Below are 19,918 nucleotides of genomic sequence, written 5' to 3' on the forward strand. Positions count from 1 at the left end.
CGTTGCACAAGCAGTAGTTGCCGGACTGATGGACGTGTTTGCTGGCGAAGACCGGGTCGATGCGCGGCGAGTTAATGATCCGTCGCGTACCATTCCAGCTGATGTAAACGTCCGCCGGAAGGAAGAAACGGGTTGGGAGCGTGCGTTTGAGGTGCGCGATAAGCCGGTCACGCGCGAGGATCTCTATCTGCTGGTCGGCAAATGCGTGTTGGCCGAAGTCGATGAAGCGGTTATGGTTGCGATCGCGCCCAGCCCTCCGATCGCTTTGTTGGCCGAGGCACGCGCTTGGGCCGCCGAGCGCGGAGTTGCCGTGACCGTCTATAGCGACTGGAACAGTCTCGTGCAGCAAGCACTGCACTGGGCACCGCTCGCTACGCTGGTCGGCGCCTCTCGACTCCCGTCCCGGATCGAGCAGCGCCTCATCGAAGCGGAAGCGTCAGCCGAAGCTCTTGCGTTGTGGAACACGCTCGTGAGCGTGAGGGCCAGCCAGCAAAACTGATCACGTCAGTTTCTAACCTAAGATGGTAGCGACGTTATGGCTGAGGACACGACACGCGTCTCCTTTCGCGCGACGCGACTGAGGCTTTCGTAACCTCAACTCACGTTCGCTTGGCTTGGCTTGGCTTGGCTTGGCTTGGCTTGGCTTGGCTTGGCAACCAAAAAAGACGGCAACATCGCACTTGGTTCACGCCCTAATCGCAGGCAGCATCCGCTGCCGCTGCACCGCCCAGAGCGGATCGATCGCGTCAGTGGCCGTCAGGCTCGATCCATCGACACCCGGCAGCAGCGCGCCTTTAAGGACTGCATCGACCACCGCCGGCGCCAAAAACGCGAGCCGCAGCACGCGTGTGATGTACGCCGGCTGCACCCCCTCGATCTCGCCAAGCGTCTTGATATCCACGTCACCTATCCGCAGCCGGGCCCACCAGCGCCGCGCTTTCAGCACCAGCTTGATCAGCGAGAGGTTTGGCGGTGAGACAATGGCAGCACCGTCCTGTCCGACCAGTCGCATCGCCCTGCCCGTCCGCGTCAGCCGGACATCTGCGGTGAGCGTGAACACGTCCGAACTGTCGTCCTCCCGCTGTGCGCCGATCGCCTCGGCGAGGACGCTGGCGGAGCAGTCAACCTCGAGGCTGCTGCGATGGATGCGCACCTGCTGCACCAGATCCTGGAACAGCGCGGAGCTCCGCATGGCGACCTCCGCCCCTACCTCGACCGACCGCGCCATAAGGGTGGCGATATCGCTGGGCGTGACGATCAGCCTTGCTTTGGCGCTTAGTGCCAGTCCGTCGTCGAACAGTGAAGCGAAGCGCTTCAACACCACGGCTTCGATCTCGCGCGCGGGCACCCGCATGCCGCCTTCGCCGGTGCGATCGTGCAGTGTGCGACTAGTGTAATAGCGGTAGCGCACCTTGCCCTTGTTGGCATGCGTTGAGATCAGCGGCTCGCCCTGCTCATCGACCAGCTTGCCCGCGAGCATGGCCGGGTGCGCGGCACGGACGCCGCTGCGTTCACCCTGCAAGTTGCCGGCGAGAATTGCCTGGGCAGTGTCCCACGTCTCGCGTGTGATGATCGCATCGTGCAGGCCCGGATAGATTTGTCCCTTATGGTGGATCTCCCCAATATAGATGCCGCATTTGAGGATCGAATAGATCTGACCCCGGCTAAGCGGCACACCGCCATGGGTTCTTCCAGTGCCCGTCGTTCGGACCGGCGAGCGGTGTCCGTCGCGCTCGAGCTGCTCGGCGACCGACCGCACGTTGCGACGCTCGATATATAGGTCAAAAATCGTCCGGATGAGTTTTGCGTGCGGTTCGACGATGGCGAGGCTGCGACCATTGGGGGCATATCCGAGCGGCGGGGTTCCGCCCATCCACATGCCCTTGGCCTTGGACGCAGCGATCTTGTCACGGATACGCTCGGCGGTGACCTCGCGCTCGAATTGGGCGAAGCTGAGCAGCATGTTGAGGGTCAGCCGCCCCATGCTGGTGGTGGTGTTGAACGACTGGGTTACCGAGACGAACGACGTACCCGCCGCATCGAACGCTTCCACCAGCTTGGAGAAGTCGAGCAGCGAGCGCGTCAGTCGGTCGACCTTGTACACGACGATGATTTCGATGCGGCCTGCCTTTACCTCGGCCAGCAGCCGCTGGAGCGCAGGACGCTCCAGCGTGCCGCCCGACAGACCGCCATCGTCATAGATGTCGGGGGATGCCACCCAGCCTTCGCTGGCCTGGCTCTTGATGTACGCGGCACACGCCTCGCGCTGCGCGTCGAGCGAGTTGAACGCCTGCTCCAGCCCCTCCTCGCTCGACTTGCGGGTATAGATCGCGCAGCGGATCTGCTTCATGCCGCGAGCTTTCGCTTGAGGCCGAAGAATGCGGGCCCCGACCAGCGTGTGCCGGTGATCTCGCGCGCTACCTCCGACAGGCTCTGCCACTCGCGCTCGTTCCAGCGGATCACCTTGTCGTCACCGATGGTGACGACATGCGCCTTGCCGCCCCACTCGCGCACCAGCCGCATCCCCGGCGACACCGCGCTGGTCTTGGTCTTGGCCGCAGCCAGCTGATCGAGCTTGCGGGTGGTCTCGCGCGACAGCCCGCCGATCGCGCGGGCCTGGATCTCGTATGCTAGCGCTAAGCGCAGCAGGCTTGGGCTGATCCGCGGCACCGGTGACGCGGTTAGCCGGGTCCATGTTTCGCGCAGGTCGGCTGACGACAGCGTCGTCAGCCGGGCGATCTGTTCTTCCACGGTCATCACCATGGTCAACCCGCCGCCACGATGCGGTAGCAGGTCGCGTCGTGGCGCTTGCTTCGCTCAATTGTACGCCCTTTCTTGCGCAGGCCGGTCAGCACCGCCCGCGTCGTATGCGGCAGCCAGCCAGTCGTAGCGATCAGCTCCGTCAGCGTTGCACCTTGCTCACGCTGCAGCAGCGCAATTACCATAGCCGCCTTAGTCTGGCGTTCGGGCTTGGGCTGCGCGGGCATCGGCGGCGTGACGTCCGAACCAGCCCCCTCCCCTTCGCCCAGGCCGATCGCCGCTAGCCCCGCCGGGGTGATGAAGACGCCGTAGCCCAGATCACCGTCCTCGCGGGCGACACTTACCGCATCGTGAGTCTCGCGATCTTCCATGAGATTGCGCTTGATCAGCGCCGCAATCGCCTTACTTGCGCGGTCATGCGCGTTCGCCAGCGTGTCGGGCAGCGGGTAGACGCTGCCGTTGTCGCGCTGGCCTGCGGTGGACAGCAGGATGCTCTGAATATCATTTAACTTCGTCATGGCTGGTCTCCGGGTCGGAGAGCGGCATCAGCGCCGCTTCCACCAGCCTCAGCCCCGCCGATCACATCGGCAGGGCAGGTCGCGCCCGCATCAGGGCTGCGACTCAACGATTACGGTGTTCGCTCTGGTCGCAACGCAAGTCGAATGGATTGTCACGAAATGACCAGCCTCGAAGAGTTTCGGTCCAGATTCAGGATTGTGGCAGCCCGGTCGATGTCATTTCTGTCCTATCAGGTTCTGGATCCGGCGGACGGACTTCAGAAATCGTATGCAAATTGCCCTGATGAGACGCGATCGGTGTCTAATCTATGTAACGCACCAGGGGATGCCCATTTTGACGGCAGCAGCGTTCCCATAACTCCCTCTTCGAATCGTGGTTCTGGGAAAATGATTTCGGGAACGGTTTTAGAGAAAATGGAGATCCTGGGAGCTTCAGTTATGCTGATGATCACCCAGCCCGACACATCGTTCCTGAGCGACGTTCGTTTGTGGGAAGGCATGGCGGAAACCGATGGTATCCGCTGATATCAGTTGGATGATGGTCCGTGATGTGCTGACACCGACGCCAAGGCGAGCCCGCGATGCTCGCGGAGGCACCGGGGAGCCTTTTCGCAAATGCCAGATTACGTCAATCGTCCGTCTCTTTGTGTACTATCTTATGTGCACAGTACGGCGGATCGACACGCGTTCAGTTTGGCTTCTTATTACATAACCTACCCTATGCAGTAACAGTCGTCGTTTTCTGGGCTCACCTTCCAGGGATGACGAGCAATTTTCCCTTAGGCGAGCCTATCTTCTCGAGCGCGATGATCGCCGGAACTGCCTCAGTCAGAGGAACAGTTCGACCGATCTTGGCCGTGAGCTTGCCTCGCAGGGCGGCATCGACAATGCCAGCCATACCCTCCGGCGTTGCTGTTCCAAACACCGTCTGATGGCGTGAGGATATGAGGCTTCGGATAATCTTGGCGGGCGTCGCGACGATGTGTAAGGCGACGCCGCCACGCTTCAACATCGTATCGCATTCCCGCATCTTCAGGGTGCCCGCCGTGTCTAAAACAACATCGAATTGATGACGCAGAGAGCGGACGTCGAGGGCGCGGTAGTCGAACACCTCGCCCACCCCCAAGGTTAAAGCCTCCTCCCGTGCGGAGGCGCTACGACTGCCCGCAACCTTCGCGCCATGCGCAAGAGCCAACTGTACCGCCGCTCGGCCCACTTCGCCGAGGCAACCTGTTATGAACACAGACTGCCCCGCTTTCAGCTTGGCCTTGTCGAACAGGGCAGTCCAAGCGGTGATGCCAACGATCGGCAATGCGCCGGCGACTTCAAACGGGAGGGCCGCTGGCTTGATGAAGGCGTTCTTGGCGTCTGTGACGACAGCTTCTGCGAACGTGCCTGCCTCTTTCAACGTCGTGAAGCCGAACACATCATCTCCAATTTTAAGCCCCCTCACCCCGGGTCCAACCGCTTCGACCACCCCCGCGAAGTCGTGCCCTAATCCCCGAGGGAAATTGGAGCCCGTCATCATCTTCACTTTGCCCTGCCTGATCACCCAATCCATCGGGTTAGCCGACGCTGCCATCACCCGTATACGAACCTGACCCTGGTCTGGTTTTTGGGTGTCGATATCAACCAGGCGCAGCTCCTCGGGTCCGCCGTATCGATTATATTGAATGCTCTTCATCACAAACTCCACAGGCTAGACATCGACGGCCAGACGATCCGTCGTAATTGTGATTACTCGTAATGACTCAGGTCAGCCGTATGCACCGCTGTACTGTCGGTGACCGTCCGATAACTGTAGTCCGCGCAGTCGCGAAAAGTCGCCACGCTGAACTTACGTTTGGAACGCTGGAGAGAGCCTTTGGACGGACCGTCAGAATAGATGCCAGCGCGGTGGACGATCCATTCCAGATCGTTCGCCTCCGTCGCAAAAAAGGCCATGACCGCCTCATTATCAAGGTGCTGTCCGATGAACGATCGGGCAATCGTATTGCGGATGAGCCAGAGGGAGGGCGAGAGATGGCCGCCATAAGGCCGGCTCAAACCGCCAGCTTGGTACAAGATGCGCCTGACGCCCTGTCCACGCATCGCGGGTATCAGGCGCCGCATGAAGGCGGTGTTGATCTTGGCGTGTCGCTGTACGGCTTTGTCACCCAGCATCACGACGACGTACTCCACGCCTGCGACCAGCGCATCGGTATCGATCGGGTCGGTGATCGAGCCGTGCACGACCTCGAGTCTTTCGCTGTTCGATGCGAGCTTGGCCGGTGTGCGAACCAGTGCGCGCACCCGGTGCCCGTCCGCCAGGGCTTGGGCCGTGAAATGCTTGCCTGTGGCCCCGGTCGCTCCGAGCACAAGAAAGGTGGATCGCTGAACCATAATCTAGCTCCGGTTGGTTAAGGGCGCGGTACCGATGGCCAGCCACGCCTCGGGAAATGTGGGACGGAAAAGCAGTGTCAACGTGATGACCGAATAACCCAGCGTACCAGCCACCAGCAGCAGCGCGGCCGCTTGGCCCGCTACTCGCAAAGCCAGGAAGGCAATCAATGGGATCGCCTGCATGGCGTGTATGCCGCAAAAATGGGCCAGGCGCAGCCGAAGGCCTGTCCGGCGTCGCTCGTCCCGCGTTATCCTCGCTCCACTAGAACCGACCGTTGCTGTGCCAAGCCGTGCCATGGCCGATCCGGTCAACGCCCCGAAGACAAAGGTCAGCACCAGCCCGGCGACAATTGCTGTCGCCATCAATGGCGCAGCGTCCGCGCGTGGCCGCGCTGCGATTTCCCATGCCAGCGGCAGCACCATGCCGACGAACAGGATCGCCGAGACCCCCATCAATGTCGAAATGGCCGCGTCGATCGGTGTCGCGCTGTTGAAGTGGGAGCGGCGCCCGCGTGCCGCCTGACCAACGATGCACATAAACTCGACCGTCGCTCCGATCAACAGCCCCCAGGTGGCGAGCTGGACCAAGCCTGACTCAAGTCGTGCGGGGCGAACATAGTGCAGCATCCAGGCGGCGGTCAGCAGGTAAACCGCGATAGAGAGCGCGAACTTGGTCGGCTTGATCGCCACCCGTTCATGGCCGACGCGGCGCGTGTCGAGTAGCGCCCAGAGCACGCCCAACGGAACAAGCGCCAGCATCCCGAGGCCGATCGTTACCGCGTATACCGGATTGAGCAGCAGAAAATCATTATGCGCCATTATGGGTGCCCGTGATTATACGTCGCTTGAGGTAGAGCGAGAGCACTGGACGGGGTATCCTTGAACGTCCGCAATGCTGTAGCGATCGTCCAGAATGACAGCCGACCCGCTTTCCGACGTCCTTCAACTGATGAGGCCGCGAGCCTATGGCTTTCGCGGCCTTGATATCGGCGGCGACTGGTCGCTTTGCTTGCCACCCCAACCTGTCGTTCGCTGCTATGCCTTGCGAACGGGCGCGTGCGGGCTTTGGCTGGACGGCGTTGCGCCGGTCCAGCTCGCAGCGGGCGACTTCGTTCTCTTGCCGCAGGGCCAGGGCCTGGTCATGGGAAGCAGGCCCGACGCCCCGAGAATCGACCTCGAACGCTTTTTCACAACTGCGTCGGGAGATACGGCTATCTTCGAAGAAGGCGGCGATTGCCGCGGTCTCGGCGGCTATTTCGAAATGACGGGTATGGCGGCCGACCAGTTGTTGCGAGCGCTTCCGCCTGTGGTGCGGCTGGGAGCGGGCGCGGAGGCGTCGGGGCTCCTGTGGCTGGTCGACCGCCTTATGGCCGAGCTGCGTACGCCTCGACCGGGCGGGCGTCTCATTGCCGAGCATCTCTCGCAGACGCTGCTCGTGGAGGCACTTCGGCTGCATGTGGCGACAACGGCCCAGCGGACCGGGACTTGGCTCGCAGCGCTCGCAGACCCGCAGCTCGCGCGGGCGATCGAGGCCATGCACGCCTACCCGGGCGAGCGCTGGACGTTGGATGCACTAGCCAAACTTTCTGGCATGTCTCGATCCGGCTTCGCCCAGCGCTTCTCCGATGCCTGTGGAGAGCCGGCGATCAGCTACCTTGCTCGTTGGCGGATGATGCTCGCCAGTGACCGACTAGCGCTAGGTATTCCGACCTCGATCGTCGCATTCGAGCTTGGTTATGGATCGGAAAGCGCGTTCGGCGCGGCATTCCGCCGTATCACAGGAATGTCGCCGGGCCGGTTTCGCAGCGCCTGAGCACTTTCCCCAGCCATTCCCAAAACTCGATCGTTGGCGGGAACGGCTTTGGGCAATCACCGCGCCGCTTCTTCCAAAATGCGATCAAGACGGCGACGGCTAAAGCGATCCAACCGACGCAAAGGAGCGGGAACCATTTCAACGCGGCGGGGTCGGTCATGGCCCTGATAGAACCACGTCCGCTATCCGATACCAAGCCTCAAAAGGTGTCGGTCAGCAGTCCACCACATTGCGACGTTCAGCCGCTACGAACGCCACCACCGTTCCCGGAAGCCGACCGGCAGCTATCGGGCGGCGGAGCGGACGGACCGGAAGCGCCCAATAGCGAACATTTCGCAGATCAGCGGCGTTGCATCGGCAAGCTTAGATCGTCAGTCTGCCAAAGTGAGTAATCAAGCATCCCATCCAGCGGAGCAGAGTGTCCGACAAGCGGTGGAGGCGCTCTACCGCACCTTTGAGTTTCCAGCGCCAGTCGCCATCGAAGGCTGCCCATGCTGCATATCAACGCGCGGGACTGATGTCCTGCTCACGACCCCGCTCCGCCAAATCACAGGGCAGTCGCTCTGGCGCTACGTGTCTGGCGTATTCCTAACTATTGGGGACCAGCCAGACTTTCGTTACCTACTGCCTCGTATCCTCGAGGCGTCGGTCTACGATCCGGGCAACGCCCACGACCCCGAGATCGTGCTGGGTAAACTCGCTCTTGCCGACTGGCGATCATGGGAGTTGGACCAACAGCGTGCGCTCGAAAGTTTTGTCGATGCGTGGTTTGAAAAGGCGCTCGAAAATGATCTGGCCGAAGCGGACGAGGGCTATATAGGAATGAGTGCGGAGAGTGTGCTCTTTGGCGCGGCGCGGGCCGCGATGCCGCTGCGCCGGTGGCTATTCCGATTATCCGCGCCGGACGCAGCCCCGGTGCTGGCCGATATGCAACAACGCTTTTCCGGCGATATGTCGCCCTTTTGGGAGTTCGCACGGGAAGGCTTGAAGGAGATGTCCACAATCCTTTCGCAAGAGCGCGCTTAGGTCCGCTTTCAGCCGGTTCAAACCGAAAGCGGACTGCTCCAAGATCTTCAGGTTTTTACCGCAGCGTTACCGCCATCGGTCCACAAAGCGGAGCCCGTAACGAAGCTTGCCATATCGCTTGCCAGAAACAATTCCGAGTGGGCTATTTCTTCAGGTTCAGCAATCCGCTTCATCGCATGAAGGCCCGCAGCCCATTCACGCTGGGCAGCGTCACCTGCCATCTCGGTCGCGGTGCCACCCGGCAAGAGAGCGTTCGCACGGATGCCGACTGCGCCATAATCCGCAGCTATGCCGCGAACCAATCCCATCAGCCCGGCTTTTGCTGTCGCATAGGCACTCATGCCCGGCAGTCCCACGCTGTTCCCGACGAAGCTGCCCGTAAACACAATAGCACCCGCTCCCTGCTCCAGCATCGCCGGAATTTGCGCGCGGGCTCTGTCAGACCAACCAGGCGTTCGCTACCGTGGCCCAATGAGTATCAAATCGAGAGCCCTGCCCCCCAGCCCGTTCCGCCGCTTCAACTCGTCACTCGAGGTGATCCGGCTGGTCGTGATGATGTATGTCCGCTTCCCGCTGTCGCTGCGGAACGTCGAGGATCTCCTGTTCGAACGCGGGATCGACATTTGCCATGAGACAGTGCGGCAATGGTGGGGGCGGTTCGGCCCGATCTTCGCCGGCGACATCCGGCGACATCCGGCGGCAGCGGGTCAACCGGATGCGCGGCTTCCGACACTGGCGCTGGCATCTCGACGAGATGTACGTGAAGCTCAATGGCGAGATGGTTTACCTCTGGCGCGCGGTCGATCACGAAGGCGAGATCCTCGAAAGCTTTGTCACCAGGACGCGCGACAAAGCAGCTGCGCTAACTTTCATGAAAAAGACGCTGAAGCGCCATGGCTCGCCGGAGGCGATCAGGACCGATGGCCTTCGCTCCTATCGCGCAGCGATGAAGGATCTTGGGAACGAGGAGAAGCAGGAGGTCGCTCGCTGGGCCAATAACAGGGTGGAAAACGGCCACCTGCCCTTCCGACGACGAGAGCGGGCGATGCTTAGGTTCAGGCAGATGAAGACCCTACAAAAGTTCGCCAGCGTACATGCAAACGTTCACAACCACTTTAATCTCGAACGCCATCTCGTTGACCGCAAAACCTACAAACAACGCCGCTCAGCCGCCGAGGCCGAGTGGCAGTCGGTCATGGGTTAGACTCCCATTACATAAGCCCGACCTGCATCGTGGAGAAAGCGGTTCGCGTTAGACCGACAGCACCTCGCGATGACGTCACGATAAAGATCAAGGTTGCGTGTCTCCGGGTTAATATGAACCGACGGACGTTCAGTTCACCAAACACTTCGCCGCGCACAGCTTTCAGCATCGCGGGACGCCCGGGCGGATCGCGAAAAGCGCCGGCGGGCTCGAAGATTTTAGTCGCAGGGTGCAGGTTTCGTGGCCGATCTCACCACACGGCGATTGGGCGAATCGATCTGCCGGGCGCGCGTTACAAATGTTGGAAGAAAGAAAGAAAGAAAGAGAGAGAGAGAGAGAGCGAAGCGCACGACATTCGTCGTCCTGACACCCATATGCCCTACCTTGTGTGTCGTTGCAGTAACCCGCCATTCGGATGCCGACGGCATTGATGTCGCCAAATCGCCTACCCAGCATCATCCGACGCCACGCGTCTTCGGTAATAACCTCGAGCTTTTGTCTGACGACGCTGGAACAATATTCGCATGATCGATACAAGTCGGTCGCCTTCGCCGACGCTCGGCAATGCTGAAGAGGCTTTGGGATGGAGGGCGTTACCATGAAGGACACCTTGTCCGCGCTGCTCGCGCTATCGCTCTCGTTCGCCTGCCCCGTCCTAGCCGCGCCGCACCAATATCAGAGTTCTCCCGATCGACGCGTCGTGGTCGATCAGGACTGGGGTCCGTGGCTCGGCCCGTTTCGTGCCAAGCTGATCCCAAGTCTGATGCAGGATTTCGGCGAACGCTATCTCTACCAAAGTGCTAATGCCGCGCTCCCCCCGCCGCGCGTCGGCGAGCGGCGCGTGGTCTTCCTGGGCGATTCTATCACCGACCGGTGGGACCTGGCGGCGAGCTTCCCAGGACGCCCCTATGTCAATCGCGGCATTGGTAGCCAGGTGACCGCGCAGATGGTGTTGCGCTTCCATCAGGACGTGGTCGCGCTCCAACCCGCTGCGGTCGTGATTCTCGCCGGTGTCAACGACGTGCAGGGCTTTCTGCAGCACGAGAGCGCAGTGCAGATCGAGTCCAATTGGGAGACTTTGGCCGATCTCGCCGACCAGCATCACATTGCGGTGGTGTTCGGTGCATTGCTCCCGGTCGACAATTATACCGATGCCGCGGGCGACGTCGTCAAGAAACGCGACCCGGCCGAACTCCGCCGGCTGAACACCTGGCTCCGCGCCTTTTGCGCGCGACGGCATTACGCTTATGCCGACTATTATGCGGCGCTGGTCGATCCACATGGTCTTATGACCGCGCGCTACACCGCCGACGGGATCCATCCACTCGAACAAGGCTATGCGCGCATGGCGCCCGTCGCCGCAAAGGCGATCGCTGAGGCGCTCTCGCGACGAAGCCACAACACCCTGGAAGGTAATAATGATGAGTGACGTGATGCCGACACGTCGAACACTTTTGGTTGGCGGCGCGATGCTGGCGGCGGCTCGCGCCGCTACGGTTGGCGCGCAGCTCCTTCCGAGCGACGAGGTCGTGCCGCTTTGGCCGGGCGCGATGCCGGGCGATCGCCATGCCGCGATCGTGCGCAAGGTCGCCGATCAGTCGCACGACCCGCTGCATCCCGATCGCTGGATCAGCGGGATCGCGGAACCGGTGCTGGTGGTGCGCCGTCCGGCTCGGCCCAACGGCGCGGCGGTGCTGATCATGCCGGGCGGCGGCTATGGCTTCCTATCGTATGACAATGAGGGGACGTCGCAGGCACAGTGGCTGAACGATCGCGGTATTACGGCCTTCATCCTGCTGTACCGCTTGCCCAGCGAGGGTTGGACCGATCGGCCGCACGTGCCGCTGCAGGACGCGCAGCGCGCGCTGCGGCTGATCCGTGCCAAGGCGACGCGGTTCAGGGTAGATCCGCACAGGATCGCTGCTCTGGGCTTCTCGGCCGGCGGCCATCTTGCCGGGTCGCTCGCGACCCGTTTCGGCGAAGCCGTCTATGCGCCGGTCGACCGGATCGACACGGTGTCGGCGCGACCCGATCTGGTCGGCTTGGTCTACCCGGTGGTGAGTCTGGAGGCGCCGTTCACGCATGGCGGGTCACGCGACATGCTGCTCGGCGCCGATGCGCCCGCCGCACTGCGCCACGCCGGGTCGGTCGAGACGGGCGTGACCGCCGATACGCCGCCGACCTTTCTGGTCCATGCCGCCGATGACGATCTGGTGCCGGTCGCCAACAGCATCGGGCTGTTCACGGCGCTCATCGCGCTCAAGCGCCCGAGCGAACTCCACGTGTTCGACGCGGGCGGGCATGGCTTCGGCGTGCGCCTGCCGCGCAGCATGCCGGGATCGGCATGGCCCGACCTCTTCCAAGCTTTCGGAGTAAGCAAAGGGGTCTTTGCCATCTGACGCACAGAAATCCGCTTCAGCTATGCGAGACCCCTGTGCATATATAAAATTGCACTTTATAGATGCACCGATAAATCGGTTATGCCACGCATTCGCTCCGCGGCCGCGCAGGACACAGCCGGCATGGAGAGGATCACGCTATGGCTCGACGCTTACTCTGGACGCTGCCGCTGCTGGCGACATTGGCGCCGGCCGCGCACGCGCAGACCAATGTGCCGGGCGACCCCTATGCAGGCGATCCGGTCGGCATCGTGGCGCAACCATGTCGGCAACACCCCCGCCCGACCGACGGCGCCGGCTGGCAAGTATGGAACCTGCACATGCTGACGCGCGACTTCAGCCAGTCGTGCCGCTACGCCGCCGACAATAAAGCGCTCGCGGCCAGCCGGGCGCCGGTCCGCGTGGTCTTCATGGGCGATTCGATCACCGACAATTGGATCTACTCCGACTCGGCGCTCTTCTCGGGCGGAGTGGTCGATCGCGGGATCAGAGGGCAGACGACGCCGCAGATGCTGGCGCGGTTCCGAGATGACGTGATCGCGCTGAAACCGCGGGCAGTGCACATTATGGCCGGCACCAACGACGTTGCCGGCAATACCGGTGCGGCGACGCTCGAGACAGTCGAGGGTAATATCGCCAGCATGGCCGAACTCGCGCGCGCACATGGCATCAAGGTGATTCTCGCCTCGATCCCGCCCGCCGCCGCCTTCCCTTGGAGCCCGTCGAAGCATCCGGTTCAGCAGATCGCCACGCTCAACGCCTGGCTGCGCGCCTACGCTAAGGCAAACGGCTTCGTGTACGTCGATTATTTCGCCGCGCTCGCAGCGCCCAACGGCGCGATGAAACCGGGCCTCGCCAGCGACGGCGTTCACCCGACGCCGCAAGGCTATGCCATCATGCACCCGCTTGCGCTCGCCGCGATCGCCACGACTCTGAGCAATCGAGGCAGCAAATGACCTTCTCCCGGCGCTCGATCCTTGCCGGCATGGCGGCGCTCCCGATGGCGCGCGGCGCGCTCGCTCAAAGCCCAATGGGGCTGGCGCGCGGACCGGTCCAGCCCAACTGGCCGTCGCTCGTCTCCAACTATCGATATCCCGACTGGTTTCGCGACGCCAAGCTCGGCCTGTGGGCGCACTGGGGCCCGCAATCGGTGCCCGAGCGAGGCGATTGGTACGGCCGCTTCCTGTATATGCAGGGCCACCCGATGTACGAGCATCACTGCAAGACCTACGGCCATCCGACCGTGGCGGGGATGAAGGACGTCCAGAACCTATGGACCGCCGAACGCTGGGATCCCGACGCGCTAATCGCACGCTACAAGAAGGTCGGCGCGCGCTATTTCATGGCGCTGGCCAACCATCACGACAACCTCGATTGTTTCGACAGCCGCTATCATGCGTGGAACTCGCTGCGCGTCGGGCCGAGGCGCGACGTGGTTGGCACCTGGGAGAAGGTGGCGCGCAAGGCGGGCCTCAAGTTCGGCGTGTCGAACCATTCGGCGCACAGCTGGCACTGGTATCAGACCGGATATGGCTATGACGCGACCGGTCCGAATAAAGGCGAGCGCTACGATGCGTTCAAGCTGACCAAGGCGGATGGTCGCGGCCAATGGTGGGACGGGCTCGATCCACGCGAACTCTATACCGGCGGTCATATGGTGATGCCCGACGGGATCGACAACATTGCGGGCATGAACGCCTGGCACGACAAACATGACGGCCAGTGGATCGAGACCGGCCCGACCGACGATCCGGCCTATGTCACCCGCTGGCTGTTGCGCCAGACCGACCTGGTCGAAAAGTACAAGCCGGACCTGATCTATTTCGACAATTACGGCCTACCGTTCGGCTCGATCGGACTCGAAGCGGCGGCCGATTATTACAACCGCTCGATCCAATGGTCGGGCAAGATCGACGTCGCGCTGTTCGCCAAGCAGTTGAAGCCCAACGAGCGCTTCGGCGTGGTGCAGGATGTCGAGCGCGGTTTCACGGACCATCTGTGGGAGGAGCCGTGGCAGACTGACACGTGCCTCGGCGACTGGTTCTACAATGTCGCGCGGCTAAACGACAAAAGCTATAAGACCGCCGAACAGGTCACGCAGCGCCTGGCGGACGTCGTGTCGAAGAACGGCAATTTGCTGCTGTCGGTGCCGCAACCGGGGCATGGCGCGATTGACAGCGAGGAGGAGAAGATCCTCGACCGGCTGGGCGAATGGACCGCGATCAACGACGAAGCGATCTTCGGTTCGCGCCCGTGGCGCAGCTATGGCGAGGGTCCGACGAAGCTCACCCCCGGGATGCAGAACGAGGCGGGCGCTGGCGCGTTCACGCCACGCGACGTGCGCTTCACCACCAACAAGGGCGCGCTATACGTGCTGTTTCTCGGCTGGCCGAGCGGGACCGCCTCGGTCGCGTCGCTCGCGCGCGGACGCTTGGACGGCGTGATCGAATGCGCGACCTTGCTCGGCGGCGGGCCGGTGCCGTATCGCCAGGATGCGGCGGGGCTGCATTTCGATCTGCCGCGCAAGCCCGATGGCGGGTTCGTGCCGGTGATCCGGCTCGATGGGCGAGGGCTGGTATGAACGCGCCCCTCGCACCGCCGCGCGGCATGAGCGCCGCGCGCGTCGTGCCGACAGTCCTGATTGTCGCTTTGTTCTTCCTGTGGGGCGTGGCGAACAATCTCAACGACGTGCTGATCACGCACTTCAAGGGTCTGTTCAGCCTGGGCGACTTCGGCGCCGGGCTGGTGCAATCGGCTTTCTATCTCGGCTATTTCTGCCTCGCGATTCCGGCGGCATTGTTCATGCGCGCTTATGGCTATCGCGCTGCGGTGCTGCTCGGGCTCGGGCTGTACGGCGCGGGAGCCTTGCTGTTCTGGCCGGCGGCGAGCGCGCTCAGCTATCCCGCGTTCCTCACCGCCTTGTTCGTCATCGCGAGCGGCCTCGCCTTTCTCGAAACCTCGGCCAATCCGCTAATAGCGCGGCTCGGCAGCGCGGCGACCGCATCGCGCCGGCTGAACTTTGCGCAGGCGTTCAATCCGCTCGGATCGATTACCGGGGTGCTGATCGGACGCGCCTTCATCCTGTCCGATGCGCCGCCGGGGATCGATCGCGCAGGCCAGGCCGCGGCGGTGCAGATCCCGTATCTGGTGATCGGGCTTGGCGTACTATTCTGGGCGTTGCTGATCCGGCTCGCCCCCTTCCCCGCGATCGCGACCGCGCCCGATGCTGACGAGGGCGTGGGCGTTGCCGCGGACTTCGCTGAGCTGGCGCGCATGCCGCGCTTCCTGGTCGGCGTGCTCGCTCAGTTTTTCTATGTCGGCGCGCAAGTCGGCGTGTGGAGCTTCATGATCCGCTACACCATCGTCGCGCTTCCCGGCACGCCCGCGACGCAGGCGGCGGGCTATCTCACCGCCTCTCTGGTGGTGTTCATGGTCGGCCGCTTCGTCGGTGCCGGCCTGATGGGCCGAATTCGTCCGCTCCCGCTGTTATCGGTGTTCGCCGCGGCTGGTGCAGCCTGTTGCGGCTTCGCCGCGTTGGCCGGAGGCATGGCGGGCGTGGTTGCGCTGGTCGCCAGCAGCTTCTTCATGTCGATCATGTACCCGACGATCTTCGCCGAAGCGGTCGATGGTCTCGGCACGCGCACCAAGGCGGCTTCGGCCTTGCTCGTAATGGCGATCATCGGCGGCGCAGTGTTCCCGGCGGTGATGGGATCTGTGTCGGATTCGACTGGCTCGATCGTGCGCGCGATGCTGGTGCCGGCGGTGTGCTTCCTTGTCGTCCTTTTGTTCGGCCTGTTTAGCGCGCGGCGGTCGGCATGATCGACGCGCACGTCCACGTCTGGCGGATCGGCGCCAATGGCTGCACATGGCCGACCGCAGAGCTGACCGCAATCCATCGCGATTTCGACCTCGACGACTATCGCGCAATCGCGCGCGGAATCGACGGCGTGATCCTGGTGCAGAGCCAGGAAAACGCGATCGATACCGACTGGCTGCTCGACCTCGCGGCGCAGGACTCCTTTGTCGCGGGCGTCGTCGGATGGTGCGACCTGCATGCATCCAATGCGGCTGAGCGCATCACCGAACTCTCCGCCCGGCCCAAGCTGCGCGGGCTCCGGCCGATGGTGCAGGATCGCGCGGCGGACTGGTATGACGACCCGGCGCTGGATGCCGCGTTCGCGGTGATGACGACGGCGGGGCTGGTGCTCGATGCGCTCGTCCGCCCGCAGCATCTGCCGGCGCTCGCCCGGCTGGCGCAGCGTCATCCCGATTTGCGGATCGTTGTCGATCATGCCGGCAAGCCGGACCTAGGCGCGCTCGGTGCATGGAGCGAAGCGCTACGGACACTCGCGGCGTTTCCGAAAACATGGTGCAAGCTCTCGGGCCTGCTGAACGAGGTCGTCGCCGGCCAAGAGGATGCGCGCATCGCCGAGATCGTCGCCGCGGTGCAAGCGGCCTTTGGGCCCGATCGCATCCTATGGGGCAGCGACTGGCCGGTACTGCACCTCGCCGCCAGCCACGCCGAATGGCTCGCCAAGGCGCGCGACCTGGTTCCAGTCGTGCAACATCGGGCGGTGTTCCGCGAGACGGCTGCTTTCGTTTATGGATTAGCCGCATGATCGCGCTTCCCACGCTCGGCATGGGCTGTGCCGGAATCGGCAATCTGTATCGCCCGGTCGACGATCGTGTCGCCGGCGAGACCGTTGCTGCGGCGCTGGCCGCGGGCATCGGCTATTTCGACGTCGCGCCACATTACGGCTTCGGCCTCGGCGAAACGCGCCTGGGCGCTGCGCTCGCCGAGCACGATCCACAGGCGCGCGCGCTGGTTTCGACCAAGGTCGGCCGCTTGCTCGAGCCGACCGACAGTGACGCGGCAGAGCGCCATGGCTTCGTCGATGCGCCGCCACTCGAGCCGGTGTTCGACTATACGCACGATGCGGTGCTGCGCAGCATCGACGCCAGCCGGGCGCGGTTGCGGCGCGAGCGGATCGACCTGCTGTTCGCGCACGATCTGGGCGCGATGGTACACGGTAACGACGCTGCACGGCACATGGCCGACTTTCTCGCCGGCGGGTATCTCGCACTGCGCCGGTTGCGCGACGCGGGCGAGGTTGCCGGGATCGGCGTCGGGGTCAACGAGATCGCGGTGTGTCACGTGTTGCTCGACCGGGTCGAACTCGACGTCATCCTGCTTGCCGGGCGCTATACCCTGCTCGAACAGGATGCGGCGGCGGCGCTGATCGAACGCTGCCGCGCGACTGGCACGCAGTTGGTGATCGGCGGACCCTATAATAGCGGCATCCTGGTCGAGGGCAGCCGCACCGCCAGCCACTTCGACTATGCGCCCCCGCCCGCCTCGGTCGTGGCGCGCGTCGCCGAGCTCGAGCGCGCGTGCGCGCGGTTCGACGTACCGCTTCCCGCCGCCGCGCTGCAATTCCCGCTGCGCGAGGCGGCGGTCGCCTGCGTGATTCCGGGTCTGGTCGGTGCGGAGCAGGTCACCGCTACGCTGCAATATGCCGAATGGCCAATACCGGACGCATTGTGGGACGCCGTCGGCGTGCCCTCCCCACATGAGCACGCCGCATGAGCGCGATCCTCCTCCACCCCGACGACAACATCCTCGTTGTCACCGCTGCCGTCGCGCCGGGCGATCTCGTCGCGATCGACGGTGCCCCGATCGCGATGCGGTCGCGCGTCGAAGTCGGGCACAAGATCGCGCGGGCAGCCCTGGTCGCAGGCGACACCGTAATCAAATACGGCGCGCCGATCGGATCGATTACCGCGCCTGCCGACCGGGGCGAACACGTTCACCTGCACAATATGAAGAGCGACTATATCGCGACGCACATGCGCGATACGCTCGAACGGAGCACATCATGATTTCCGCCTGGGCTCGCGCCGATGGCCGCAAGGGCATCCGCAACGTCATCGCCGTCGCCTATCTCGTCGAATGCGCACATCACGTGGCGCGCAAGATCGTCGATAAGACCGACGACCCCGACGTCCATCTGATCGGCTTTCCCGGCTGCTATCCTAATAGCTACGCCGACAAAGTGATGAAGGCGATCGCCACGCACCCGAATGTCGGCGGGCTGGTGATCCTGTCGCTCGGCTGTGAGAGCTTCAACCGCGAAGGCCTTGCCGCTGTAGTCAAAGCCAGCGGCCGTCCGGTCGAGACACTGGTGATCCAGGAGAATGGCGGCACCGCGGCGACGATCGCCGCAGGCATGGAAGCCGTCGCGCGCTCCAAGGCGATCGCCGATGCCGGCGCGCGCGTGGCGATGGCGCCGAGCGAACTGGTCATCGGCACGATCTGCGGCGGATCGGACGGGACCAGCGGGATCACCGCCAACCCCGCGGTCGGCCGTGCGTTCGATCGCTTCGTCGCCGAGGGCGCGACCTGCATCTTCGAGGAGACCGGCGAACTGGTCGGCTGCGAGAACATCATGGCCGACCGTGCGCTCACTCCCGAACTCGGCGCCGAACTCGTCGCCAGCATCGAGAAGGCCGAACGCTATTATACCATCCTCGGCTTCGGCAGCTTCGCGCCGGGTAATGCCGAGGGCGGACTTACCACTCAGGAGGAAAAATCGATGGGCGCCTATTCCAAGTCGGGGAGCTCTCCGATTTCGGGGATCGTCAAACCCGGCGACCTGCCCCCCTCGCCCGGCCTGTATTTGCTTGACGTCGTTCCGGACGGCGAGCCGCGCTTCGGCTTCCCAAACATCTCGGACAATGCCGAGATCGTCGAGCTGATCGCATGCGGCGCGCACATCAACCTATTCACCACCGGGCGCGGATCTGTGGTCGGATCGGCGATCTCGCCGGTCATCAAGATCTGCGCCAATCCCGAGACGGCGCGCAAACTGGCGGGAGATATGGACATCAATGCAGGACGCATTCTCGAGGGCAATGCGACAATCGGGGCCGTTGGCGACGAAATTTACGAACGCACTCTCGCGGTCGCGGGGGGCGAGCGCAGCGTGTCGGAAGAACTTGGCCACCGCGAATTCATCCTGACGTACAAGACGTTCGAGCCAGTAGGCCCTGCCTGCTTGCCGCGGAGCCACGCAGCGTGAGCGGCCGTCTCAGCGGCAAGACCGTACTCGTCACGGCCGCCGGTCAGGGCATCGGTCGCGCATGTGCCGAGCTCTTCGTCGCCGAAGGCGCGCGCGTCATCGCGACGGACATCGATGCAGTGAAACTTGACGGTCTTGCCTGCGACATGCTGGCGCTCGACGTGTGCGATCCGGCTGCGGTCGCATCCATTCCGGCGCGGACCGGGCCGATCGACGTGCTGATGAACTGCGCGGGCGCTGTGTATAGCGGCACGATCCTCGACTGCGACGAACAGGCCTGGTCTTTTTCTAACGACCTCAACGTCACTGCGATCTATCGCACGATCCGCGCCTATTTGCCGGGAATGCTCACGGCCGGAGGCGGCAGCATCGTCAATGTCGCATCGGTCGCCAGTTCGATCAAGGGTGTGCCCAACCGCTTTGCGTACGGCGCGACCAAGGCGGCTGTGATCGGCCTGACCAAGGCGGTCGCGGCCGACTTCGTGGCGCAGGGCGTGCGCTGTAACGCGATCTGCCCGGGCACGGTCGATTCGCCCTCGCTGCAGCAGCGGCTGCGCGATACGGGGGATTACGAGCAGGCTCGCCGGGATTTCACCGCGCGCCAACCGATGGGACGGCTCGGCCGGCCCGAAGAGATTGCCGCGCTGGCGCTGTATCTGGCGAGCGACGAATCCGCCTTTACGACCGGCCAGGCGCATATCATCGATGGCGGCTGGATCAACTGAAGAACGGCCTAC

At 63.3% G+C, this 19,918-nt stretch carries 21 protein-coding genes and 1 pseudogene; 15 read left to right on the plus strand and 7 right to left on the minus strand.

Going from position 1 to position 19,918, the window contains the following annotated elements:
• The coding region (locus tag ACP7C5_RS17935; protein ID WP_426265306.1) for a restriction endonuclease, SacI family at positions 1-499 on the plus strand (499 nt) is incomplete at its 5' end.
• Between the two features lie 186 nt (positions 500-685).
• Here ACP7C5_RS17935 and ACP7C5_RS17940 read toward each other — a convergent pair.
• The 3 genes from ACP7C5_RS17940 to ACP7C5_RS17950 are packed head-to-tail and all read right to left on the minus strand — an operon-like array spanning position 686 to position 3,278.
• The gene (locus ACP7C5_RS17940; protein ID WP_426265307.1) at positions 686-2,350 is read right to left on the minus strand and encodes a recombinase family protein; all 1,665 of its coding nucleotides are present in this window, start codon (positions 2,348-2,350) and stop codon (positions 686-688) included.
• The gene (locus tag ACP7C5_RS17945) at positions 2,347-2,757 is read right to left on the minus strand and encodes a DUF2924 domain-containing protein (protein ID WP_426265308.1); all 411 of its coding nucleotides are present in this window, start codon (positions 2,755-2,757) and stop codon (positions 2,347-2,349) included. The genes ACP7C5_RS17940 and ACP7C5_RS17945 overlap by 4 nt, the downstream gene beginning before the upstream one ends.
• An 8-nt stretch (positions 2,758-2,765) precedes the next feature.
• Positions 2,766-3,278 (minus strand): DUF3489 domain-containing protein, encoded by a 513-nt coding sequence (locus ACP7C5_RS17950; protein WP_426265309.1) that lies wholly within the window; start codon positions 3,276-3,278, stop codon positions 2,766-2,768.
• Between the two features lie 159 nt (positions 3,279-3,437).
• Here ACP7C5_RS17950 and ACP7C5_RS17955 point away from each other — a divergent pair, with 159 nt between their 5' ends.
• Positions 3,438-3,803, plus strand: a complete 366-nt coding sequence (locus ACP7C5_RS17955; protein ID WP_426265310.1) for a hypothetical protein — start codon at positions 3,438-3,440, stop codon at positions 3,801-3,803.
• A gap of 223 nt (positions 3,804-4,026) precedes the next feature.
• Here ACP7C5_RS17955 and ACP7C5_RS17960 read toward each other — a convergent pair whose 3' ends face one another.
• The 3 genes from ACP7C5_RS17960 to ACP7C5_RS17970 are packed head-to-tail and all read right to left on the minus strand — an operon-like array spanning position 4,027 to position 6,479.
• Complete coding sequence (locus ACP7C5_RS17960) at positions 4,027-4,962, minus strand: NADP-dependent oxidoreductase (protein ID WP_426265311.1); 936 nt, start codon at positions 4,960-4,962, stop codon at positions 4,027-4,029.
• Positions 4,963-5,015: 53 nt separating this feature from the next.
• Positions 5,016-5,660: an NAD(P)-dependent oxidoreductase gene (locus ACP7C5_RS17965; RefSeq protein WP_426265312.1), complete on the minus strand. Its 645-nt coding sequence runs from the start codon at positions 5,658-5,660 to the stop codon at positions 5,016-5,018.
• Between the two features lie 3 nt (positions 5,661-5,663).
• A complete protein-coding gene (locus ACP7C5_RS17970) occupies positions 5,664-6,479 on the minus strand; it encodes a hypothetical protein (RefSeq protein WP_426265313.1) in 816 nt (271 codons plus the stop codon).
• 94 nt (positions 6,480-6,573) lie between these two features.
• Here ACP7C5_RS17970 and ACP7C5_RS17975 point away from each other — a divergent pair, with 94 nt between their 5' ends.
• Both ACP7C5_RS17975 and ACP7C5_RS17980 read left to right on the plus strand, forming a co-directional pair.
• On the plus strand, positions 6,574-7,473 hold the full coding sequence (locus ACP7C5_RS17975; RefSeq protein WP_426265314.1) for an AraC family transcriptional regulator: 900 nt from the start codon (positions 6,574-6,576) through the stop codon (positions 7,471-7,473).
• Between the two features lie 432 nt (positions 7,474-7,905).
• Positions 7,906-8,499, plus strand: coding sequence for a hypothetical protein (locus ACP7C5_RS17980; RefSeq protein WP_426265315.1), 594 nt, complete (start codon positions 7,906-7,908; stop codon positions 8,497-8,499).
• A gap of 47 nt (positions 8,500-8,546) precedes the next feature.
• Here ACP7C5_RS17980 and ACP7C5_RS17985 read toward each other — a convergent pair whose 3' ends face one another.
• Positions 8,547-8,921, minus strand: coding sequence for an SDR family oxidoreductase (locus ACP7C5_RS17985; protein WP_426265331.1), 375 nt, complete (start codon positions 8,919-8,921; stop codon positions 8,547-8,549).
• A gap of 49 nt (positions 8,922-8,970) precedes the next feature.
• Between ACP7C5_RS17985 and ACP7C5_RS17990 the strand changes: the two are divergent.
• The 11 genes and pseudogenes from ACP7C5_RS17990 (at position 8,971) to ACP7C5_RS18040 (ending at position 19,906) form a co-directional block, all read left to right on the plus strand.
• Positions 8,971-9,703: pseudogene (locus ACP7C5_RS17990) on the plus strand (IS6 family transposase).
• Between the two features lie 598 nt (positions 9,704-10,301).
• The gene (locus tag ACP7C5_RS17995) at positions 10,302-11,132 is read left to right on the plus strand and encodes a GDSL-type esterase/lipase family protein (protein ID WP_426265316.1); all 831 of its coding nucleotides are present in this window, start codon (positions 10,302-10,304) and stop codon (positions 11,130-11,132) included.
• 4 nt (positions 11,133-11,136) lie between these two features.
• The gene (locus ACP7C5_RS18000; protein ID WP_426265317.1) at positions 11,137-12,102 is read left to right on the plus strand and encodes an alpha/beta hydrolase; all 966 of its coding nucleotides are present in this window, start codon (positions 11,137-11,139) and stop codon (positions 12,100-12,102) included.
• Between the two features lie 140 nt (positions 12,103-12,242).
• On the plus strand, positions 12,243-13,058 hold the full coding sequence (locus ACP7C5_RS18005; RefSeq protein ID WP_426265318.1) for an SGNH/GDSL hydrolase family protein: 816 nt from the start codon (positions 12,243-12,245) through the stop codon (positions 13,056-13,058).
• Complete coding sequence (locus tag ACP7C5_RS18010; RefSeq protein ID WP_426265319.1) at positions 13,055-14,683, plus strand: alpha-L-fucosidase; 1,629 nt, start codon at positions 13,055-13,057, stop codon at positions 14,681-14,683. The genes ACP7C5_RS18005 and ACP7C5_RS18010 overlap by 4 nt, the downstream gene beginning before the upstream one ends.
• A complete protein-coding gene (gene fucP / locus ACP7C5_RS18015) occupies positions 14,680-15,921 on the plus strand; it encodes an L-fucose:H+ symporter permease (protein WP_229839209.1) in 1,242 nt (413 codons plus the stop codon). Before ACP7C5_RS18010 ends, fucP begins: the two co-directional genes overlap by 4 nt.
• Positions 15,918-16,721: an amidohydrolase family protein gene (locus ACP7C5_RS18020; protein ID WP_426265320.1), complete on the plus strand. Its 804-nt coding sequence runs from the start codon at positions 15,918-15,920 to the stop codon at positions 16,719-16,721. The genes fucP and ACP7C5_RS18020 overlap by 4 nt, the downstream gene beginning before the upstream one ends.
• Positions 16,718-17,689, plus strand: coding sequence for an aldo/keto reductase (locus ACP7C5_RS18025; RefSeq protein WP_426265321.1), 972 nt, complete (start codon positions 16,718-16,720; stop codon positions 17,687-17,689). The genes ACP7C5_RS18020 and ACP7C5_RS18025 overlap by 4 nt, the downstream gene beginning before the upstream one ends.
• Entirely contained in the window at positions 17,686-17,982 is a 297-nt protein-coding gene (locus ACP7C5_RS18030) for a UxaA family hydrolase (RefSeq protein ID WP_189675119.1), read from the plus strand. Before ACP7C5_RS18025 ends, ACP7C5_RS18030 begins: the two co-directional genes overlap by 4 nt.
• Positions 17,979-19,181, plus strand: coding sequence for a UxaA family hydrolase (locus ACP7C5_RS18035; protein WP_426265322.1), 1,203 nt, complete (start codon positions 17,979-17,981; stop codon positions 19,179-19,181). Before ACP7C5_RS18030 ends, ACP7C5_RS18035 begins: the two co-directional genes overlap by 4 nt.
• Entirely contained in the window at positions 19,178-19,906 is a 729-nt protein-coding gene (locus tag ACP7C5_RS18040; protein WP_308435268.1) for an SDR family oxidoreductase, read from the plus strand. The genes ACP7C5_RS18035 and ACP7C5_RS18040 overlap by 4 nt, the downstream gene beginning before the upstream one ends.
• Positions 19,907-19,918 lie beyond the last annotated feature (12 nt).

This window comes from Sphingomonas sp. PWP1-2 (assembly GCF_049898305.1).
In the GTDB taxonomy this organism is placed as follows: Bacteria; Pseudomonadota; Alphaproteobacteria; order Sphingomonadales; family Sphingomonadaceae; genus Sphingomonas; species Sphingomonas glacialis.